Source organism: Halalkalibacter nanhaiisediminis, from assembly GCF_007830185.1.
Lineage (GTDB): Bacteria > Bacillota > Bacilli > Bacillales > Bacillaceae_D > Halalkalibacter > Halalkalibacter nanhaiisediminis.
This window is the reverse complement of sequence record NZ_VLKZ01000006.1, coordinates 1-18538: the sequence shown is the minus strand read 5'-3', so window position 1 is coordinate 18538 and position 18538 is coordinate 1. Positions and strand designations below refer to the sequence as shown.

The window sequence follows — 18538 nt, the reverse complement described above, 5'->3', positions numbered from 1 at the left end:
GCCTGAACACGTTAACATTGGAATATCACCCTTAAGTTTTGCACTGAAACAGTTAGTAGGCTGCAACGAATCATTCACGTTACGAATGCTTGAGTGGAGAGTACGAATGTCTCTTCATGAGGGTGGTACCACGGGTTAACTTCTCGTCCCTTTTTTGGGGATGGGGAGTTTTTTTGTTTAAGAAAACTTGGCTAAGGTCACTCAATACGTAAATTAAAGGACACTCGGCTAAGAACACTCACGTCGTGTTCGTAACGCCGAGTACCTACATCCTGTAGGCAACGCCAAGGTAGGTAAGAAATATTCGAGGAGGAAGAAAGCAAATGGATTACAAAGAAACGTTATTAATGCCGAAAACAGAATTTCCGATGCGTGGAAATTTACCAGGTCGAGAGCCTGAAAGACAAGAAAAATGGAAGGAACTTGATATCTATCAACAAGTTCAAAAACGTACAGAAGGACGTCCTTTGTTCATCCTACATGATGGACCACCGTATGCGAATGGTGACATTCATATGGGGCACGCTTTAAATAAAATTTTAAAGGATTTTATTGTTCGTTATAAATCAATGAGTGGGTTTCATGCTCCGTATGTACCTGGTTGGGATACGCACGGCTTACCGATTGAAACAGCTTTAACAAAGAGTGGTAAAGTAAACCGCAAATCAATGAGTGTTGCCGAGTTTCGTAAGCTTTGTGAGGAATACGCTCTTAAACAAATTGATCGTCAACGTGAGCAATTTATGCGTCTAGGTGTCCGTGGAGATTGGTGGAATCCATATGTGACATTAGATAAAGCATATGAAGCACAACAAATTAAAGTATTTGGTGATATGGCGAAAAAAGGCTATATCTATAAAGGAAAGAAACCTGTCTATTGGTCTCCTTCTTCAGAATCTGCTCTAGCTGAAGCTGAAATTGAATACCATGATAAGCGCTCACCTTCGATTTATGTTGCCTTTAAAGTGAAAAAGGGAAATAGTGTCCTTACTGGTGATGAGCAAATCATCATTTGGACAACAACACCGTGGACAATTCCAGCTAACTTAGGGATTGCTGTTCATCCAGAGCTTGATTATAACGTTGTTCTTGTAAATGATAAAAAATATGTTGTTGCTGCTGGCTTGCTTGAAACGCTTGAAAAAGAGTTTGAATGGGAACAGACAGAAGTATTAAAGACCTTTAAAGGGAAAGAAATTGAGCATGTGATTGCAGAGCATCCGATTTATGGCCGTGATTCGCTTGTGATGTGCGGTGAGCATGTCACGTTAGATGCAGGTACTGGTTGTGTTCACACGGCACCAGGTCACGGGGAAGAGGATTACATCGTTGGTCAAGCGTACGGTCTAGATGTTCTATGTCCCGTTGATGATAAAGGAAATATGACAGAAGAAGCGCCTGGTTTTGAAGGGTTATTCTATGATGAAGCAAACAAGCCAATCACAGAAAAGCTTGATGAAGTTGGCGCACTAATGAAGTTAACGTTTATTACACACTCATATGCTCATGATTGGCGGACAAAGAAGCCAGTTATTTATAGAGCAACGGCACAGTGGTTTGCATCCATTGAACAGTTCCGTCAAGAATTGTTAACGGCGATAGAAGAAGTTGAATGGGTACCTAAATGGGGCGAAACGCGTCTATTTAACATGGTTCGTGACCGTGGTGACTGGTGTATCTCAAGACAACGTGCATGGGGGGTGCCAATTCCAGTCTTTTACGGTGAAAATAATGAACCAATCATCACAGATGAAACGATTGATCATGTATCGGCTTTATTCCGTGAGCATGGTTCAAATATTTGGTTCGAGTGGGAGACAGAACAATTACTACCAGAAGGTTTCACTTCTGAACATAGTCCAAATGGCAAGTTCACACGTGAAATGGATATTATGGATGTTTGGTTCGATTCTGGTTCGTCTCACCAAGCGGTTCTTGAAGAGCGTGAAGGACTGCAACGCCCTGCTGACCTTTATCTTGAAGGATCTGACCAATATCGTGGGTGGTTTAACTCTTCGCTTTCAACAAGTGTAGCTGTAACAGGGAAAGCGCCGTATAAAGGTGTCCTTAGCCACGGGTTTGCCCTTGACGGAGAAGGCCGTAAGATGAGTAAATCAGTTGGAAACGTTGTGGTACCAAATGATATCATGAAGCAATTAGGTGCTGACATTTTACGTTTATGGGTTGCATCTGTCGATTATCAAGCGGATGTTCGTGTTTCTGATAAAATTTTAAAGCAAGTGTCTGAATCATACCGTAAGATTCGTAATACATTCCGTTTCTTACTTGGGAACCTTCATGACTTTGATCCTGCAGTGAATCGTGTAGAAACAAGCGAGCTTAAAGGTGCTGATCTCTTTATGCTTGTGAAGCTTAATGAAGTTATTGAAAAAGTGAAGCAAGGATATGATCAATATCAATTTTCAACGGTTTATCATACCATTCATAATTTCTTTACCATCGAATTAAGTGCATTTTACATGGACTTAGCGAAGGATACGCTCTATATTGAACATGCTGATCATCCAGCACGTAGAGCGATTCAAACAGTGATGTATGAAGTACTTGTGGCACTGACAAAATTAGTTTCGCCAATTTTAAGTCATACAGCAGATGAAGTATGGGAGCATATTCCTGGTGTTAGTGAAGTGAGTGTACAGCTTACAGATATGCCAGATGCCGAGTCATTTGGTGATGTTGAAGAGCTGAAGACGACTTGGAACCATTTTATGGCAGTTAGAGATGACGTGTTAAAAGCGTTAGAACAGGCAAGAAATGAGAAGAAAATCGGTAAATCATTAACAGCTGCGATCACGCTTTATACGAGTGGATCTGTTCGTGAATTGCTATTAGCGATTCCTTCACTTGAAAAGCTCTTTATTGTTTCACATGTTGAATTAGCTGGTGAAGTAAATGAAGCACCTGCTGAGGCAGTAACGTTTGATGAACTTGCCATTGTGGTTGAATCTGCTGATGGCGAGACGTGTGAACGTTGCTGGGTTGTGTCAAAAACAGTCGGTGAAAATAGCGAGCATCCTACGTTATGTACATCTTGTGCCGAGACGGTTGCAAAGCATTACGCTTAATTTAACAAATAAGTACAGTATAACGAAAAAGGTTGTTGAGGTTATAATCTCAACAGCCTTTTCATTATTTTGTTTGACAAAAGTTGTGTCGGCTATTCCTCCTATACTTGGCTAAACTACTCATGAGCGTTCATTTGTGAACGTGATTGTTTCTATTTTGGGGGAGACTAAATGACAGACTATTCAAAAATCAAACAACAATTAATGCAACAAAAAAAACATATTGAAGAACGAATCAAGCAGGATTTTCGTGATGAAGAAGCACGGACATTATCGTTTTCGACAGGGGAGCTTTCTCAATATGATAATCATCCAGCAGATGCCGCAACTGAATTATATGAACGAGAGAAGGATTTTGCTTTGCTTGAGCAATTGGAACGTCAACATGAAGAAGTAGAACATGCGCTGCAAAAATTTGAGAATGGGACATATGGGATTTGTGAAGCGACAGGTAAAGAAATTCCATATGAACGCCTTGAAGCAAGACCTACTGCTAGGACTGTTGTAGAGATGGCTGAAAAAAGATATGGTGGTCGGCCATCTGAAGAAGATGTTCTTGACGGTTTTAGAAAATATAATTTTGATGACAGAGATGATGAAACAGAATTTGATGCAGAAGATGCCTACCAAGCTGTTGCCCGCTTTAACGATAATTCAATGGTATTTGAAGATGCTTCCTTAGACGAGGAGGATGAATTAATCGGTTACGTCGAGGAGATAGAAGGCTTTCTCTCAACTGGAATTGAAGGCTACACTGGTGATGAAAATGTTCAATTTCAACGCAATGCGCATTATGATCATTATTTAGACGGAAAGTAGGGGGAACTCCCCCTCTTTTTGTGCTATAATGCTATGGTGTTATAAGAACTGGACAGGGAGGACTGACTTTGAAGTATTATCTCTTAGCAATTGTCATTATTATTATTGATCAAATTACAAAATGGATTGTAGCGACACAAATGACTCTTGGAGAAAGCATTCCAGTGATTCAGGATATTATTTATATTACCTCTCATCGTAATAAAGGAGCAGCATTTGGCATTTTGCAAGGTCAAATGTGGTTTTTCTATATTATTACGATCATTGTTATAATCGGTATTGTTTATTACATGCAAAAAGAAGCGAAAAATAGCCGTTTATTTGGGGTATCACTAGGACTGATTCTAGGTGGAGCAATCGGTAATTTTATTGATCGCCTGTTTCGTGGAGAAGTTGTAGATTTTGTTAATACATACCCATTTGGATATAACTTTCCGATTTTTAATGTGGCAGATTCAGCACTTTGCATAGGGGTAGGCCTTTTATTCATAAAGATGATCGGTGATGAGCGTCGCCAAAAGAAGGAGAAAAAGTAATGGAACGATATGAATGGACGGTAACAAATGAACAGCAGTCAGAACGAATTGACAAGCTGTTGACTAACTTCGATGAAAGTTGGTCTAGAACGCAAACGCAAGCATGGATTAAAGATAATCATGTTTTGGTTAATAATGAGAAAGTAAAAAGCAACTATAAGGTTAATGAGGGAGATGTTATTCGTTTAGAGATTCCTGAGCTTGAACAACTTGAGGTTGAAGCAGAGAACATCCCTCTTGATATTGTGTATGAGGACTCAGACGTCATTGTAGTCAATAAGCCAAGAGGAATGGTTGTTCATCCAGCACCTGGTCATTATTCAGGTACACTGGTAAACGCATTAATGTATCATTGCAAGGATTTATCTGGGATTAATGGTGTTATCCGTCCAGGTATTGTTCATCGAATTGATAAGGATACATCAGGCTTAATAATGGTAGCGAAGAATGATCAAGCACATGAATCATTAGTCGAGCAATTAAAAGCAAAAACAACGAAACGTTTGTATAAAGCCGTTGTTCACGGTGTGATTCCTCATCAACATGGAACCATTGAAGCACCGATCGGACGAGACAAAAAAGATCGTCAAAGTATGACCGTTACAGAAGAAAATAGCCGCGATGCAGTCACACATTTTACAGTACTTGAAGTGTTTGATACCTTTACGTATGTTCAATGTGAACTTGAAACGGGTCGCACGCATCAAATCCGGGTGCACATGAAATATATTGGCTATCCTTTAGCAGGAGATCCAAAATATGGACCAAAGAAAAAAACACTTGATATAGACGGACAGGCGCTTCACGCAGCTGTTCTTGGATTTATTCATCCTCGTACAGGAGAAGAAATGGTTTTCGAAGCTCCACTGCCTGCTGATATGGAAGAATTGCTGCACTATTTACGAACACGTTAGTCGAAAAGTATTGACAGCAGCATGGAAATCCTTCATACTGTGTAAGAACTTAATAGTCCTTTAACGATAGTCCCGTGAGGCTGAGAAGGAAATGAACGTAAAGCAGGCTAAATCTGTCTGTATTTGTATACGTCTATCCACCTCTCATGTCCAAGGACTTGAGAGGTTTTTTTGTTTCCGATGTAAGACGGACATGGAGGTGATCAAATGTCGCGAATTATTTTAGATGAACAAGCGATCCGACGTGCAACAACAAGAATTGCCCACGAAATCATTGAACGCAATAAAGGTGTGGAAGATTGTGTGTTAGTTGGAATAAAAACTCGTGGGATTTACTTAGCGAAACGATTAGCTGAAAGAATTGAGCAAATTGAAGGAGCTAGTATTACTGTAGGGGAAATCGATATTACGTTATACCGTGATGATTTAACAGTAAAATCAAAAACGGATGAACCGATTTTGCAAGGTACAGATATTCCAGTTAATATAAGTAATAAAAAAGTTATTCTAGTAGATGATGTCCTTTATACGGGACGCACAGTTCGAGCGGGGTTAGATGCACTGATTGATTTAGGAAGACCTGAGCAAATTCAATTAGCTGTATTAATTGATCGGGGACACAGGGAATTGCCTATACGACCTGACTATGTTGGGAAGAACGTTCCAACGTCTAAAGATGAAAAGATTGTCGCAAAGCTCAGTGAAGTGGATGCGATTGATGAAGTTACGATTGAACAAAAATAAAATTGTATAGATACCTCTTTAAAATAGTCCTGTGAGGCTGACAAGAGGGTTACACCTATTCTGCACTTGTATTTCTTGCAGATAGGGACGTCAACCTCTTTGTCATACACAAAGAGGTTTTTAATTTGACATTACAGCTTAAGGAGAAATCATCATGAAAACAACAGAATTGAATGAAGTAGGTATTCGAGAAGTACCGAGATTTGATAAATGGCTTATGCTGAGCTTGCAACACGTATTTGCCATGTTTGGAGCAACCATTCTTGTTCCGTTCTTAGTTGATCTTAGTCCGTCTGTCGCCCTTTTATCAAGCGGTCTTGGGACTCTAGCTTACCTCATCATCACAAAAGGACAAATACCAGCTTACTTAGGCTCATCCTTCGCTTTTATTGCTCCTATTATTGCAGCGATGTCCCTCGAAGGTCCAGGAGGAGCAATGGTGGGAAGTTTCCTAACGGGTCTTGTATATGGAATTGTCGCACTGACCATTAAGAAAAGCGGTGTGAAGTGGATCATGAAGATCTTACCACCGATTGTCGTTGGTCCAGTCATTATGGTTATCGGTCTTGCTCTTGCAGGGACAGCAATTGATATGGCGATGTATGTTCCTGGTATGGAAGAAAAAATATATAGCAGTACACATTTTACAGTAGCTCTTATTACACTAGCACTCACCATTATCGCATCCATGTATTTTAAAGGATTATTCGGTCTTGTTCCCATCTTGTTTGGAATTGTCGGTGGATATACAGTTGCTTATCTTTTCGGGCTTATTGACTTAACTCCGATTCGTGAAGCAGGTTGGATCGTTAGTCCAGATGTAATCATTCCATTTGTTAGTTATACGCCAACTTTTTCTTGGGCGATTGCCTTTATCATGGTTCCGATTGCTGTCGTTACACTAGCTGAGCATATTGGACAGCAAATGGTCCTAAGCAAAGTAGTTGGAACAAATTTCATTGAAAAACCAGGCCTGCATCGTTCGATTTTGGGTGACGGGGTTGCGACGATGATTGCTTCTTTTGTGGGTGGACCACCGAATACAACGTATGGAGAAAATATTGGGGTTATTGCTATAACCCGTGTCTTTAGTGTATTCGTTATTGCAGGGGCAGCCGTACTCGCTATCAGCTTCTCTTTTATTGGTAAAATATCAGCTCTTATTTCTACGATTCCAACAGCGGTGATGGGTGGTGTGTCGATACTCTTATTTGGGATTATTGCATCATCAGGGCTACGAATGTTAATAGATAATGGCGTGAATATTGGCGAGAAACGTAACTTGATTATTTCTTCTGTCATTTTAGTGATCGGTATTGGCGGTGCCTTTATTCAAGTATCAGATTCTGTTCAAATTGCAGGAATGGGTCTAGCAACTCTAGTTGGTATTTTTCTTCATCTGATTCTACCTAATAAGGGAGTCAGCTATGGAACGAAGCCGATGTTTGATGACTTTGAAGCACCTGTTAATAAAGCAAGTTAAATGATGCTCCCTTTTAAATGAAGTACAGAGAGACTTCAAAGGGGTTTGGAGATTAGAGAGATAAAATTTTTTTATTACTCTACTTCCTTACACCCTGAGAGTCACTCTCAGGGTTTTTTTATATAGTGTTTGAAAATCGATAGAAGCAAGTGTGAATAGGGTAAAAACGTATTAAGATGATGCACATTCCATACAAGGAGGCTGAATTGAAAATGATAACAATGACAAAGCAAAGAGAGCTAAGTGGTGAACTTCTTACATTAGAGTCAATGTCGACACGAGAAATTTCAGCAGTGTTGCAGGAAGCAGAGAGATTTGCTAGTGGGAAATCATGGCGAGCTGAAAAAGAAATCTTTGTAGCTAATCTTTTCTTTGAACCAAGCACGAGAACGCGTTTTAGCTTTGAAGTAGCTGAAAAACAGCTTGGATTACAAGTACTCTCGTTTACTGGTGAAAATTCAAGTGTTCAAAAAGGAGAATCTCTCCTCGATACAGTGAAAACGTTCGAAGCAATTGGAGCCAATGTCCTTGTTATCCGCCATCCGAAAAATGAATATTATGAGGAAATTGGCAAGAACCTCTCGATCCCGATTATCAATGCAGGGGATGGAAGTGGTCATCATCCGACACAATCCTTACTTGATCTACTAACTATTCAACAGGAGTTCTCTTCGTTTAGAGGGTTAAATGTGATTATCGCAGGAGATTTACGCCATAGTCGTGTCGCTCGTTCTAATGCGGATGTCCTTACTCGTCTAGGAGCTAAGGTGAAAGTTGCGGGGCCGAAAGAGTGGATGACAGGTTATGCTGACACGTATGAGCATGTGTCGCTTGATGAAGCTCTGTCATATGCTGATGTCGTCATGCTTCTACGTATTCAGCACGAAAGACATGACGGGGAGATGACTTGGACCAAAAATGATTATCATCAACAATATGGTTTAACAATTGAACGAGAGTCACAGATGAAGCGCAATGCGATCATTCTTCATCCAGCACCAGTTAATCGTGGAGTAGAGCTTGCTAGTGAGCTTGTTGAATGCAGTCGTTCACGAATTTTTAAGCAGATGAAAAATGGTGTTGCTGTAAGAAAAGCTGTTCTCAAACGAGCATTAGAAATCGAAAAATTTTTATTTTAATAAAGGGGGAAACGAAAATGACAATTAAACTTCAAGGTGGTTCCATCATTTTAGAAGACGGTTCAATGGCGCAAAAAGATCTCTATATCGAAGGCGAAAAAATGTATTTTGAAAAGCCAGAAAATAGCACAGATGAAAAAGTAATCAATATAGAAGGAAAGCTTGTTACTCCAGGATTTATTGATGTGCATGTTCATTTACGTGAACCAGGTGGTGAACATAAGGAGACCATTGAAACAGGAACTCAGGCCGCAGCAGCTGGTGGTTTTACAACTATTTGTGCGATGCCAAATACTAGACCAGTACCTGATAAGGTTGAGCAAATGGAATGGCTGCAAGACCGAATTGAGGAAACGGGGCATGTTCGTGTGCTTCCTTATGCTGCGATTACAACAAGACAGCTCGGTAAAGAGTTAACGGATTTTGCAGCGTTAAAAGAAGCTGGTGCCTTTGCTTTTACCGATGATGGAGTAGGTGTTCAATCTGCTGACAAAATGCTTCAAGCGATGACTGAAGCAGCTAAAGTTGGCATGGCGATAGTCGCTCACTGTGAAGAAGATACGCTCATTCACGATGGTTGTGTTCATGAAGGCACGTTTTCCGCTAAGCATAATCTAAAAGGGATTCCTTCTGTTTGTGAATCTGTACATATTGCCAGAGATGTTCTGCTTGCAGAAGCAACTGGTGCTCATTATCATGTTTGCCACATTAGTACAAAAGAATCTGTTCGTGTTGTACGTGATGCAAAGCGAGCAGGGATTAATGTGACAGCAGAAGTCTCACCTCATCATCTTCTACTTTGTGATGATGATATTCCAGGACTTGATACAAATTTCAAAATGAATCCCCCTCTTCGTTCGAAGGAAGATCAACATGCTCTTTGGGAAGGGTTACTTGATGGAACAATTGATTTCATTGCAACTGACCATGCACCACATACGGAAGAAGAGAAAGCAGTTGGAATGGAGCGGGCACCGTTTGGGATTGTCGGTTTAGAAACAGCCTTTCCGTTACTGTATACGCACATGGTTAAAACAGAAAGAGCAACACTGAAACAATTAATTGATTGGTTAACAGTGAAGCCAGCCGAAACATTTGGTCTTCAATCAGGTGTTTTAAAAGACGGTGAACTAGCTGATATAACAATCGTTGATCTAGAAGAAAATCGCAAAATTGATAAGGATCAGTTCTTGTCTAAAGGGAAAAACACACCATTTAATGGCTGGGATTGCCAAGGATGGCCAGCATATACGTTTGTCGGTGGAAAACTTGTATGGGAGAAAGGAAAGGTGACAAAATGAAACGTCAACTCATTTTAGAAGATGGTCACGTTTTTATTGGTGAAGGATTTGGTGCAGATAAGGTTATGAGTGGTGAGGTCGTTTTCAATACGGGGATGACGGGCTATCAAGAAATTTTGTCAGATTTATCTTATTGTGGTCAAATTGTCACAATGACGTATCCTTTAATCGGAAATTACGGAATTAATCGCGATGATTTTGAATCAATTACACCAGCCATTAATGGGCTAATTGTAAAGGAATATGAGCATGAACCGAGTCATTGGCGTGAGGAAGAATCACTTGGAACGTTACTCGAGGCAAAAGGAATTCCAGGACTTGCTGGGATTGATACACGAAAATTAACTCGTCTTATTCGTGAGCATGGAACATTGCGTGGAAGAATTTGCTCACTGGATGTGAATGTGGAAGAAGTTGTCCAACAATTGAAAGATACAGCTCTTCTAACGAATCAAGTAGCACAAGTTTCAACAAAAGATGCGTATCATGCCCCAGGTAGAGGAAATCGAGTTGTTCTTGTTGACTTCGGTATGAAGCACGGAATTTTACAAGAGCTTATAGCCAGACAATGCGATGTTGTTGTCGTACCTTACAACACAACTGCTGAAGAGATTCTTCGCCTTGGAGCAGATGGAGTCATGTTAAGTAACGGACCAGGTAATCCAACTGATGTTCCTGAAGCGATTACGATGATTCAAGAGCTTCTCGGACGTGTACCGATATTCGGTATTTGTCTCGGTCATCAGCTTATCGCGCTTGCATGCGGGGCAACAACAAGTAAATTACGTTTTGGTCACCGCGGTTCAAATCATCCTGTTCGTGAAATTTCAACTGGTAAAATTGCGATTACAGCACAGAACCATGGGTATACAGTGGATCATGAGTCTTTAAAAGAAACGCGTCTTGAATTAACACATGTGGCTGTTAATGATGGAACAGTTGAAGGTGTAAAGCATCTTGATGCACCAGCTTTTAGTGTTCAATATCATCCAGAGGCATCGCCAGGACCGCATGACGCGAATGATTTGTTTGATGCATTTGTAACAATGATGGAGACAGAAAAGAAACAGAGTGTACTTGCCTAAACGAGAGGAGACAAAGAACAATGGGGAAACGTGAGGATATACAAAAAATTCTAGTGATCGGATCTGGTCCAATTATTATTGGGCAGGCAGCGGAATTTGATTATGCGGGAACACAAGCATGTCAAGCATTAAAAGAAGAAGGGTATGAGGTTATTTTAATTAACTCCAACCCAGCGACAATTATGACAGATACAACGATGGCTGATCGTGTCTATATTGAACCAATTACACTTGATTTCGTGAGTCGTATTATCCGTAAAGAGCGCCCTGATGGGATTGTTGCGACTCTAGGTGGACAAACTGGATTAAATATGGCGATGGAGCTTGAAGAATCTGGTATTCTTGAACGATATCAAATTGAATTACTAGGAACGGATCTTGAAGCAATCAAGAAAGCCGAAGACCGTGACTTGTTCCGTACATTAATGAATGAGTTAAACCAACCAGTACCTGAAAGTGAAATTGTTCATACATTTGCAGAAGCAGAAGAGTTTGTAAAAACGATCGGCTACCCTGTCATCATCCGTCCTGCGTACACACTTGGTGGAACAGGTGGAGGTATTGCATATAATGACGAAGACTTACAAGAAATTGTTACTAGTGGTTTGAAATATAGCCCTGTCACACAATGCTTAATTGAAAAAAGTATCGCTGGCTTTAAGGAAGTTGAATATGAAGTCATGCGTGATGCTAAAGATCAAGCAATCGTCGTGTGTAACATGGAAAACTTTGATCCAGTCGGTGTTCATACAGGTGATTCCATCGTAATGGCACCAAGTCAAACGTTGACAGATCGTGACTATCAACGTCTACGTAATGCATCTTTAACCATTATTCGTGCACTCGGAATTGAAGGTGGATGTAACGTCCAGTTTGCGCATGATGCAGATAGTGATCAGTATTACATTATTGAAGTAAACCCACGTGTTAGCCGTTCATCAGCGCTTGCATCTAAAGCTACTGGTTATCCAATTGCTAAGATGGCAGCGAAAATTGCCGTCGGTTATAGCTTAGATGAACTCATGAACCCAATTACAGGAAAAACATATGCGAGCTTTGAACCAGCACTTGATTACATCGTCACAAAAATTCCTCGCTGGCCATTTGATAAATTTGAAGCTGCGAATCGTTCCCTTGGTACGCAAATGAAAGCAACTGGGGAAGTGATGGCAATAGGTAGAAACCTTGAAGAATCACTACTAAAAGCTGTTCGTTCACTAGAAGCTGGCTATGACCATCTTTATGATAAGAAAATCGCAGAAGTAGACACAAAAGAACTGTTAGATCGCATTCCAAAGGCTGATGACGAACGTCTCTTTGTATTAGCTGAATTGCTACGTCGCGGGGAATCCGTGCAAACTCTTTGTGAGTTAACAAAGATAGATCGTTTCTTTATGCAAAAGATTGCAAGAATTATCAAGATTGAAAAAGAGCTCGAAACATCTGTTGATGATCTTGAAGTGTTACAAAAAGCCAAAGAGCGTGGATTCTCTGATATAGCGATTGCACGTATCTGGAACAAGGATGAAAAGGCGATTTATGACATACGTCAAGCAAATAATATCCGACCTGTTTACAAAATGGTTGATACTTGTGCGGCTGAATTTGAATCAGAAACACCTTATTTTTACGGAACATATGAAGACGAAAATGAATCAATTCAAACAGAGAAGAAGAGCATTCTTGTATTAGGATCAGGCCCGATTCGAATTGGACAAGGGATCGAATTTGATTATGCAACAGTGCATACAGTCTGGGCCATTAAAGAATCAGGTTATGAAGCAATCATTATGAACAATAACCCAGAGACAGTATCAACTGACTTTAGTACGTCTGATAAGCTCTACTTTGAACCACTTACTGTGGAAGATGTGATGCACGTATACGAACAAGAGCGTCCTGAGGGAGTTATCGTTCAATTTGGTGGTCAAACAGCGATTAACCTTGCTGCGGATCTTGAAGAGAGAGGGGTGCCAATTATTGGTACTTCACTTGAGAGCATGGATCTTGCTGAAGATCGTGATAAGTTCGAACAAACATTGCTTTCCCTTGGCATTCCGCAACCGTTAGGTAGAACAGCGACTTCTGTTGAAGGAGCCGTTGAGATTGCAAGCGAAATTGGTTATCCAGTACTTGTTCGTCCTTCATATGTCCTTGGTGGTCGTGCGATGGAAATTGTTTATAAAGAAGAAGAGTTACTAAATTACATGAAGAACGCCGTAAGTGTTAATCCGAAACATCCAGTACTTGTCGATCGTTATTTAATCGGGAAAGAACTTGAAGTCGATGCTATTTCTGACGGAGAGAATGTCTTTATCCCTGGTATCATGGAACATATTGAAAGAGCTGGTGTTCACTCAGGAGATTCAATTGCTGTGTATCCACCGCAAACAGTGCCAGAAGATCTAAAGCAAAAACTTATTGATCGTACGATTGCCATTGCAAGAGGATTAAATATTGTCGGATTGTTAAACATTCAGTTCGTGTGGCACAAAGATGAAGTTTATGTATTAGAAGTGAATCCACGGTCAAGCCGTACGGTTCCGTTTTTGAGCAAGATTACGGGTGTACCGATGGCGAACCTTGCAACAAAGGTTATGCTCGGTAAAACATTGCCTGAATTAGGATTTGAAACAGGTTATCAAGAAGAAGCAAAAGAAGTATCTGTTAAAGTACCTGTATTCTCTTTTGCGAAGCTTCGTCGAGTCGACATCACTCTTGGTCCAGAAATGAAATCAACTGGTGAAGTAATGGGTCGTGATCAGACATTAGAAAAAGCATTATATAAAGGTTTAATTGCATCAGGTATGAGCATTCCAAAACACGGCTCTGTCTTGTTTACAATTGCTGATAAAGACAAGGAAGAAGCGCTAAGTCTAGTTGAACGCTTCCACCGTATCGGTTTTGAGATTTTAGCAACAGCAGGAACTGCAGGTGCTATTAAAGAGAAAAATATTCCAGTAACGGTTGTCAATAAAATTGGTGAAGCGAAGCCTCATTTACTTGATGTGATTCAACAAGGGCAAGCACAATTTGTAATCAATACATTAACACGAGGAAAGCAGCCAGCTCGAGATGGATTTAGAATTCGTCGTGAAGCAGTTGAAAATGGTGTTGTATGTCTGACATCCATTGATACGGCAGAAGCATTACTACGAGTTCTTGAATCGATTACATTTTCTTCTGAGAGTATGCCACAAATGCAAATGTAGAGAGGTGGAGGGACAATAATGAACAAAGGCTTGCTAACTATAACGAAGCAGCGTGCCCTTACTTCACACGTTATGGAAATAACGTGTGAAGGGCCGCTTACGAAAAAGATGACAGAACCAGGTCAATTTCTTCATCTACGGATTGATGCAACGGATGATCTTTTGCTAAGAAGGCCGATCAGTATTTGTGATGTGGATCAAAAGCAAGGTCAAGTGAAGATGCTTTACCGAGTTGAAGGGAAGGGAACCGCACGTTTAGCTGAGAAGCTTGAAGGAATGGATATCGACGTGTTAGGCCCGCTTGGGAATGGTTTTCCACTTGAGGTAACAAAAGAAGGTGAAACAGCGCTTCTAATTGGCGGAGGGGTCGGTGTCCCTCCTCTCTACTACTTATCTAAGCAATTAAAAGCCAAAGGTGTAAAAGTCATTCATATTCTTGGGTTTCAAAGTGAAAAAGACGTCTTTTACAAAGAGGAATTTACTGAACTTGGTCCGACTTATGTTTCAACAGTAGATGGATCACACGGAACGAAGGGGTTTGTTACAGATGTGATTCATCATGAAGGACTAACCTTTGATACGCTGTATTCGTGTGGACCAACGCCGATGCTTCAGGCTCTTTCAACTCTTTATCCTGACAGACGTGTCTTTCTCTCACTTGAAGAAAGAATGGGCTGTGGGATCGGTGCTTGCTTTGCTTGTGTTTGTCATGTTGTCGGGGATGAAACAGGGACAAGCTATCGTAAGGTTTGTACAGATGGTCCTGTATTTCCTGTCGGGGAGGTCGTACTATGAATCGTTTAGCAGTTCATTTACCAGGATTATCAATGAGAAATCCAATTATGCCTGCATCAGGCTGTTTTGGTTTCGGTAAAGAGTATGCGAACTACTTTGATCTCGAACAATTAGGGGCAATTGCAATAAAAGCAACGACGGCTGAAGCGCGTTTTGGTAACCCTACACCTCGCGTAGCGGAAACAACGGCAGGAATGTTAAATGCGATTGGTCTCCAAAATCCAGGGCTAGAGTCCGTAATGACAAATGAATTACCGTGGCTGGAGCGCTATGATGTCCCGATTGTGGCTAATGTCGCTGGAACAGAAATAGATGACTATGTTGCTACAACTGCGAAACTATCGACTGCGAAAAATGTACACGCAATTGAACTGAATATTTCTTGTCCAAATGTCAAACAAGGGGGAATTGCTTTTGGGACGATTCCACATATTGCTGCTGAATTAACACGTGAAGTAAAAAATGTCTCAAAAGTCCCCGTGTATGTGAAGTTATCACCGAACGTTTCTGATATTGTAGAAATTGCTCGTGCGGTCGAAGAAGCGGGTGCTGATGGTCTATCAATGATTAATACATTGCTTGGCATGCGCATTGATTTACGCAAAAAAGCACCCATTTTATCAAACGGCTCAGGTGGCTTATCAGGTCCTGCGATTAAACCAGTTGCCATACGAATGATTCATCAAGTTAGCCAAGTCGTTGATATTCCGATCATTGGTATGGGTGGAATTCAAACAGCTGAGGATGTAGTCGAATTCATGCTTGCAGGAGCTAGTGCAGTAGCAATTGGTACAGCGAATTTCACTGATCCACTTGTTTGCCCGACGGTCATTGAACAATTGCCAGCTCTTTTAGATGAGCTAGGCATTGAGAAGATTGAGGATCTCATTGGAGGGAGCTGGAGGGAAACATGCAACGTCCGTTAATTATTGCCCTAGATCTTGATAGCAAAGAACAGCGTCAGTCATTATTAGCTGCCTTTCAAAAAGAATCTCTCTATTTAAAAGTGGGCATGGAATTATTTTATCGAGAAGGCAGACCTGTTATTGAAGAGTTAAAGCAAGCTGGTCATCATATTTTTCTAGATTTAAAACTACATGATATTCCAAATACCGTTCAACGCTCTATGAAAGTATTAGCGGAACTAGATGTCGATATCATTAATGTTCATGCTGCGGGTGGTGAGAAAATGATGAGTGCTGCACGTGAAGGCTTAGAGCAAGGAACGAAAGCTGGTAAGTCTCGTCCTACTCTCATTGCAGTCACCCAGTTAACAAGTACGGATCAACACATGATGGAATCGCAATTACTTATTGAACGCCCTCTTGAAGATGTTGTTCGTTCCTATGCGGCATCGGCAAAAAGAAGTGGTGTAGACGGAGTTGTTTGCTCAGCAAAGGAAGTACCTCTTATTCAGAAAGAATGTGGTGAGGCTTTTTATACGGTCTGTCCAGGCATTCGTCGTAAAGAAGATCAAGCAGGTGATCAAAAACGGATCGTCACGCCTGCTGAGGCAAGAGAACTCGGAAGTTGGGGCATTGTCGTTGGAAGAAGTATTACGAGTGCTGACAAGCCGTTTGAAGTGTATCAAGCTATGAAGAAAGAGTGGGAGGGAAAATAATGAAAGAACGTATTGCCCAACATTTATTAGACATTGGAGCTGTTCATTTACGTCCAAACGATCCATTTACATGGACATCAGGCATCAAATCACCGATTTATTGTGATAATCGCTTAACGTTGTCGTATCCTCATGTCCGCCGCGATATTATAAAAGGATTTGCTGAGCAAATTCGTGAAAATATTAAAGATGTTGATATTATTGCTGGTACAGCGACAGCGGGGATTCCTCATGCTGCACTTTTAAGTGAAGCATTAGATTTACCGATGATTTATGTTCGAGGTAGTGCAAAAGGTCACGGTAAACAAAATCAAATTGAAGGAAAGGTTGAGAAAGGACAGAAGGTTGTCCTTGTCGAAGACTTGATTTCAACTGGGGGTAGCGTCATTCAAGCTGCAGAAGCCCTGCGTGCAAGTGGAGCTGAAGTTGTCGCTGTATTAGCGATTTTTACATATGAATTTAAAAAATCAGAAGATGCGTTTACAGCGGCAAACTTGCCAACTTATATTTTAACAACGTACTCAACATTGCTCAAAGTTGCCCAGGAAAATGGTACACTATCTATAAACGAAGTTGAACGGTTAGCTGAGTGGCGTAAGGATCCAAAGCAAACAGCATGGATGGCCGAATAGTAAATAGAGGGTGACATGTATGAGGAAAATGAATGGAGACGAGTTTGATCCTTTAGTCGAATTTTTTGATGGTATGGCTAAAACGACATGGCTTTCAAAGATTCATAACCAGTTGAAAGAACTAACAGGTAGTTGGCAAGGATTGTCGGTTCTAGATGTAGGTTGTGGGACAGGACGCTTACTTGCGCGCGGTGTTTTTGAAGCTCGAGAGTTAATCGGAATTGATCTTTCAAAAGAAATGATTGAAGCAAGTAAGTCATTATTAGAATCGAAAGGTGCAAGCAATAGCAAGCTTATTATTGGCGATGCTTACGCTCTTCCATTAGAGGATGAAAAAGTCGAGATTGCTCTATCAACATGTGTGATGTTTCTTTTACCTGAACCAGAAAAGGGACTCGCTGAAATGATTCGAGTCGTAAAACCGCGTGGCGTGATTGCGATGCTGAATCCGTCTCCAGACATGAGCCCGCAAAAGGCTACGCATTATGCAGATGTACACAACATGACTGGATTTGAACGAGAAACGTTGATCAAATGGTCAAACGTTTCAACGAGTAGACATCGTTATCGTAATGATCAATTAGATGAGATGTTAAACAAGAAGGGGCTAACGCAAGTGGAACACGTCTCCGTTCTGGATGGTTTAGCTACGATTACGGTTGGTGTAAAATAAAAAGTTCAGACTGTCGTGTTCATGTGATATGCTCCCCTAAAGGTAGACAGATTAAAAAATAAAAATCTGTTTACCTTGGGGGAGCTTTTTCTATGCCTAATAGTAAGTTTTCGAAAGAATTTAAAAATGAAGTTTTGTTAGCTTATGAAAAAAGAGAATGCACCATAAAAGAGTTCTGTTCCAACTTTCAAATTACTGAGTATTCATTAAAAGAATGGATTAAGCAGTTTGAGAAATATGGATCAGAAGGTTTACAACAATCAACCACATGGAAAACATATTCTAAAGAGTTAAAAGAAGCAGCTGTAAAGGACTTTCTTTCAGGGAAATACTCCCCCTATGAAATCGTTAGTAAGTATGAAATTTCAAGTCGAACTGTCCTCCAAGGATGGGTTAACAAGTATAATCGTTATAGAGAATGAAAGGATACGTCAAAAGAAAGGACGAGCTCTATGACTAAAGGGAGAAAAACGACTTGGGATGAACGAATTCAAATTG

At 40.6% G+C, this 18538-nt stretch carries 16 protein-coding genes and 1 other annotated feature (1 of these 17 cut by a window edge); all 16 genes read left to right on the top strand.

Annotated features, from left to right (window positions below):
• Positions 1 to 154 (top strand) — a binding site (T-box leader); it begins 65 nt to the left of the window's first position.
• 169 nt (positions 155 to 323) lie between these two features.
• The 16 genes from ileS (at position 324) to IQ10_RS11200 (ending at position 18462) form a co-directional block, all read left to right on the top strand.
• Positions 324 to 3086, top strand: a complete 2763-nt coding sequence (gene ileS, locus IQ10_RS11275; RefSeq protein ID WP_144450622.1) for an isoleucine--tRNA ligase — start codon at positions 324 to 326, stop codon at positions 3084 to 3086.
• Between the two features lie 171 nt (positions 3087 to 3257).
• Positions 3258 to 3905, top strand: a complete 648-nt coding sequence (locus IQ10_RS11270) for a TraR/DksA C4-type zinc finger protein (protein WP_144450621.1) — start codon at positions 3258 to 3260, stop codon at positions 3903 to 3905.
• Between the two features lie 68 nt (positions 3906 to 3973).
• Positions 3974 to 4441: a signal peptidase II gene (gene lspA, locus IQ10_RS11265; RefSeq protein WP_144450620.1), complete on the top strand. Its 468-nt coding sequence runs from the start codon at positions 3974 to 3976 to the stop codon at positions 4439 to 4441.
• A complete protein-coding gene (locus IQ10_RS11260) occupies positions 4441 to 5355 on the top strand; it encodes an RluA family pseudouridine synthase (protein WP_144450619.1) in 915 nt (304 codons plus the stop codon). Before lspA ends, IQ10_RS11260 begins: the two co-directional genes overlap by 1 nt.
• 207 nt (positions 5356 to 5562) lie before the next feature.
• Positions 5563 to 6099, top strand: coding sequence for a bifunctional pyr operon transcriptional regulator/uracil phosphoribosyltransferase PyrR (pyrR, locus tag IQ10_RS11255; protein ID WP_144450618.1), 537 nt, complete (start codon positions 5563 to 5565; stop codon positions 6097 to 6099).
• 154 nt (positions 6100 to 6253) lie between these two features.
• On the top strand, positions 6254 to 7582 hold the full coding sequence (locus IQ10_RS11250; protein ID WP_144450617.1) for a solute carrier family 23 protein: 1329 nt from the start codon (positions 6254 to 6256) through the stop codon (positions 7580 to 7582).
• Positions 7583 to 7794: 212 nt separating this feature from the next.
• Entirely contained in the window at positions 7795 to 8721 is a 927-nt protein-coding gene (locus IQ10_RS11245) for an aspartate carbamoyltransferase catalytic subunit (protein WP_242009824.1), read from the top strand.
• A gap of 17 nt (positions 8722 to 8738) precedes the next feature.
• Positions 8739 to 10022, top strand: coding sequence for a dihydroorotase (pyrC, locus tag IQ10_RS11240; RefSeq protein WP_144450616.1), 1284 nt, complete (start codon positions 8739 to 8741; stop codon positions 10020 to 10022).
• The gene (locus IQ10_RS11235; RefSeq protein WP_144450885.1) at positions 10019 to 11107 is read left to right on the top strand and encodes a carbamoyl phosphate synthase small subunit; all 1089 of its coding nucleotides are present in this window, start codon (positions 10019 to 10021) and stop codon (positions 11105 to 11107) included. The genes pyrC and IQ10_RS11235 overlap by 4 nt, the downstream gene beginning before the upstream one ends.
• 20 nt (positions 11108 to 11127) lie before the next feature.
• Positions 11128 to 14319: a carbamoyl-phosphate synthase large subunit gene (carB, locus tag IQ10_RS11230; protein ID WP_144450615.1), complete on the top strand. Its 3192-nt coding sequence runs from the start codon at positions 11128 to 11130 to the stop codon at positions 14317 to 14319.
• Between the two features lie 18 nt (positions 14320 to 14337).
• On the top strand, positions 14338 to 15114 hold the full coding sequence (locus tag IQ10_RS11225; RefSeq protein ID WP_144450614.1) for a dihydroorotate dehydrogenase electron transfer subunit: 777 nt from the start codon (positions 14338 to 14340) through the stop codon (positions 15112 to 15114).
• Positions 15111 to 16040 (top strand): dihydroorotate dehydrogenase, encoded by a 930-nt coding sequence (locus IQ10_RS11220; RefSeq protein WP_144450613.1) that lies wholly within the window; start codon positions 15111 to 15113, stop codon positions 16038 to 16040. The genes IQ10_RS11225 and IQ10_RS11220 overlap by 4 nt, the downstream gene beginning before the upstream one ends.
• Entirely contained in the window at positions 16025 to 16735 is a 711-nt protein-coding gene (pyrF, locus tag IQ10_RS11215) for an orotidine-5'-phosphate decarboxylase (RefSeq protein ID WP_144450612.1), read from the top strand. The genes IQ10_RS11220 and pyrF overlap by 16 nt, the downstream gene beginning before the upstream one ends.
• The gene (pyrE, locus tag IQ10_RS11210) at positions 16735 to 17367 is read left to right on the top strand and encodes an orotate phosphoribosyltransferase (protein WP_144450611.1); all 633 of its coding nucleotides are present in this window, start codon (positions 16735 to 16737) and stop codon (positions 17365 to 17367) included. The genes pyrF and pyrE overlap by 1 nt, the downstream gene beginning before the upstream one ends.
• Before the next feature lie 19 nt (positions 17368 to 17386).
• Positions 17387 to 18040, top strand: a complete 654-nt coding sequence (locus IQ10_RS11205) for a class I SAM-dependent methyltransferase (RefSeq protein ID WP_144450610.1) — start codon at positions 17387 to 17389, stop codon at positions 18038 to 18040.
• Positions 18041 to 18132: 92 nt separating this feature from the next.
• A complete protein-coding gene (locus IQ10_RS11200) occupies positions 18133 to 18462 on the top strand; it encodes a helix-turn-helix domain-containing protein (protein WP_144450609.1) in 330 nt (109 codons plus the stop codon).
• Positions 18463 to 18538 lie beyond the last annotated feature (76 nt).